Source organism: Rhizobium sp. BR 362, from assembly GCF_036528765.1.
Classification (GTDB): Bacteria; Pseudomonadota; Alphaproteobacteria; order Rhizobiales; family Rhizobiaceae; genus Rhizobium.
This window is the reverse complement of sequence record NZ_JARWGH010000079.1, coordinates 1-3,657: the sequence shown is the minus strand read 5'-3', so window position 1 is coordinate 3,657 and position 3,657 is coordinate 1. Positions and strand designations below refer to the sequence as shown.

Genomic DNA, 3,657 nt, shown 5'->3' with positions numbered 1-3,657 from the left:
CACTCGCCAAACACTTCCGGCAGATCACGCCAGGGCGAACCGGTACGCACGATCCAAAGCACCGCTTCGACGAACATACGATTGTCGCGGCCCGACGAACCCCGCGTGCGCTCGTCACCAATGATGTGATGCGATAGCCGCTCCCACTGCTCGTCCCGAAGGATCAGACGATCCAAAACACCCATGACTGCCTCCAAAAGACAGTCTTGAATCTGATTTGCTCAGCCTTGGAAACCCCAAGAGTCCACACCTCCTAGTGCCCCTGACCGAAGAATGGGATATTGCGCTCGGCGGACGACCGTCGCCGTGAGATAGATGTCAAAGGCGGGACCGGGTGGCTCGTAAGTTTCGGATGGCACGCATGGAACATCTGCTGTCGGAGTCTGTCACATGGTCCGTCGAAAACATTGCTAGACCCGGCCTCATGCAGTGAATTTCAACCTCATTAGAAACGAAGAGGGGTAAAAATGTCAGCGTTTCCCGAAAGAGCGAGGGTGGTCATCGTCGGCCTCGGAGGTATCGTTGGTGCGTCGATCGCGCATCACCTGATCGAACGCGGTTGGGACGACATCGTCGGCATCGACAAGTCGGGCATCCCCACTGACATCGGATCCACGGCGCATGCCTCGGATTTTTGCTACACCACCAGCCATGACTACCTCTCGGTCTGGACGACCCAGTACTCCATCGATTTCTTCGAAAGGATGGGCCACTATGCCCGCATCGGCGGTCTCGAAGTCGCTCGCACCGGCGACGATACCTGGATGGAAGAAATCAAGCGCAAGGTGACTTCGGCCAAATCTTTTGGCACCCGCGCCCATCTCGTGACGCCCTCCGAGATCAAGAAGATGTTCCCGCTGATCGAGGAAGACCAGGTCATGGGCGGCATGTTCGATCCGGATGCCGGCCTCGTCGTTCCACGCTCGCAAACGGTCGCTGGCAAGTTGGTCGATGCCGCGGAGAAATCCGGCAAGCTTAAAATGTTCGGCAACACGCCGGCCAAGTCATTGATTGTCGAAGGCGGCCGCATCAAGGGCGTCGTAACCCATCGCGGCACCATCATGGCTGACCATGTCGTCGTCTGCGCCGGTCTGTGGGGCCGCCTGATCGCCGAAATGGTCGGCGAAGATCTGCCCGTCATGCCGGTCGACCACCCCCTCACCTTCTTCGGCCCCTACAACGAATTCGAAGGCACGGGCAAGGAAATCGGCTATCCGCTGCTGCGCGACCAGGGCAACTCCGCCTATATGCGCGACACCGGCGACCCGAAGACCACGGAAGGCGGTCAGATCGAATGGGGTTACTACGAGAGGGACAATCCGCGCATGTGCCATCCGCGCGAATTGCTCGAAAAACACGAGGCGCGCCTCTCGCCCTCGCAGCGCGATCTGGACATGGAGCAGATTCTCGAACCGCTCGAGCGCGCCATGGAGCTGACGCCAATTCTCGGCGAGCTCGGCTATAACGAGGGCCACTCCTTCAACGGTCTCCTGCAGGTATCCGCCGCCGGCGGCCCGTCGTGTGGCGAGAGCCAGAAGGTGCGCGGCCTCTGGTACTGTGTCGCCATCTGGGTCAAGGACGGTCCCGGTTACGGCAAGTTGATTGCCGACTGGATGACCGATGGCCGCACCGAGATCGACCACGCCAGCATCGACTATTCGCGCTTCTACCCGCACCAGCTCGAAGAGAAATTTATCGAAGGCCGCTGCTATGAAGCCGCGCAGAAGATCTATTTCCCGGCGGTCCACACGCGCGAACCTTATGCCTCGGGCCGCAACGTCAAGCGCTCGCCTTTCTACGAGCGCGAAAAGGAGCTTGGCGGCTATTTCATGGAGCTGGGCGGTTGGGAGCGTGCTCACGGCTATGCCGCCAACGAACACCTGCTGGAGAAATACGGCGCACGCGTCCCGGTTCGCGAAAACGAATGGGACAATCGCCATTTCTGGCGTGTCTCCAACGCCGAGCATCTGGCGATGAGCGAGGACTGCGGCATCGTCAACCTCAGCCATTTCTACATGTTCGATGTCGAAGGGCCTGACCATGTCGAACTCATGGAGTGGGTCTGCGCCGCAAAGATCGGCGGCGATGCCAATATCGGCAAGGGCATCTATACCCACTTCCTCGACGACCAGGGCATGGTGCGTGCCGACCTGACGGTCATCCGCATGGCCGACCGCTGCCGCGTGGTCGACGGAGCAGACGCCGGCCCGCGCGATTTCCATTACATAAAGCGCATTGCCGAGGATAAGGGCTTCAACGTCACCGTCACGGACGTCTCAGAGAAGTTCGTCACCATCGGCATCTGGGGTCCGAACGCCCGCGCGACGCTGAAGAAGGTCGTTTCCGATCCGGCAGGACTCGATCCCGAAAATTTCGCCTTTGCCGCGATCAAGCCCATCGAGATCGCCGGCAAGCGGGTCACTGCCTTCCGCATCTCCTATGTCGGCGAACAAGGCTGGGAACTGCACATGGCATACGAGGATGGCCTTGCCGTCTGGGATGCGCTGCGCGCAACGGGCGTTATGGCCTTCGGCGTCGAAACCTATGCCAACTCGCGCCGTATGGAGAAAAGCCTGCGCCTGCAGAACGCAGACCTTCTGACCCAATACAACCTGATCGAATGCGACCTCGCCCGCCCGAAGGTCAAGGAAGCTGACTTCCGCGGCAAGGCGAAACATCTGGAGTACAAGGCGCGCGACCATCAACCGGCCATGCTTTGCACTCTCGTCATGACCGACAATGTCGACAGCAGGGGCGTTGCCCGCTATCCGCTCGGCAACCTCCCGGTTATGGATCCGGAAACCGGCGAGGTCCTGGTGGACGAGCTCGGCCGGCGCTCCTACACGACGTCGATCGCCTTTGGTCCCACTATCGGCAAGAACATTGCGCTTGCCTATCTCCCGTGGAGCCACTGCCAGGAAGGTCGCAGGCTGAACATCGAATATTTTGCCGAGACCTATCCTGTCGAGGTGGTCGGCATCGGCTATAAGCCGATCTATGATCCTGAAAACCTGAAGCCTAAGAGTTAAGTCCAAGCGCGTGATCCAAAACAGTGCACAAAGGCCATCACGTTGAAGACAGTCATTGAGCAATTGCCTGACGCCGCCACATCGCGGGGCGTCAGGCAAACAACAGCGCCGGACCCGATCAAGCTCAGGCGAAATCCGAGATTGAGGCTGGTGTTTTTAGCAATCGGTTGGCGCAGGAGTGAGCGCTCCTGACAACCGTGGGAGCGGGGTTCGCGGCGTCCCGCTCGCTAGGATGTGCCGCAAACAGAGGGAACGATAATGAAGAAACTTTTGGCTTCGACGTGCATGATATTCGGCCTTTTCGGCGGAGCGTCGATTGCAAGCGCCGCAGAATGCGGGAGCGTCACCATCGCCAGCATGAACTGGCAAAGTGCGGAGGTTCTATCGAACCTCGACAAGATCATTCTGAACGAAGGGTATGGCTGCGACGCCCAGATCACCGTCGGTGATACGGTCCCGACGATCACCTCGATGGCGGAAAAGGGCCAGCCCGATATCGCGCCGGAAGCCTGGATCGATCTTCTTCCGGATGTCGTCAAGAAGGGCACGGAGGAAGGCAAGCTGGTCATCGCCGGCACGTCGCTGCCCGACGGCGGTGTACAGGGTTGGTGGATTCCGAAATATATCG

Annotated in this window: 3 protein-coding genes; 2 read left to right on the top strand and 1 reads right to left on the bottom strand. The window is 59.5% G+C overall.

Features of this window, described 5'->3' with window-relative positions; genetic code table 11:
• Nucleotides 1-185: transposase (locus QDY28_RS30675; RefSeq protein ID WP_331384720.1), on the bottom strand; the 185-nt coding region annotated here is incomplete at its 3' end.
• A 282-nt stretch (nt 186-467) separates the two neighbouring features.
• On the opposite strand from QDY28_RS30675, the gene QDY28_RS30670 reads away from it, so the two are divergent.
• Together QDY28_RS30670 and QDY28_RS30665 are read left to right on the top strand one after the other, a co-directional pair.
• Nucleotides 468-3,029 (top strand): GcvT family protein, encoded by a 2,562-nt coding sequence (locus QDY28_RS30670; RefSeq protein ID WP_331384840.1) that lies wholly within the window; start codon nt 468-470, stop codon nt 3,027-3,029.
• A gap of 258 nt (nt 3,030-3,287) precedes the next feature.
• Nucleotides 3,288-3,657, top strand: a 370-nt coding sequence (locus QDY28_RS30665; RefSeq protein ID WP_331384839.1) for a glycine betaine ABC transporter substrate-binding protein, incomplete at its 3' end; no start/stop codon positions are given.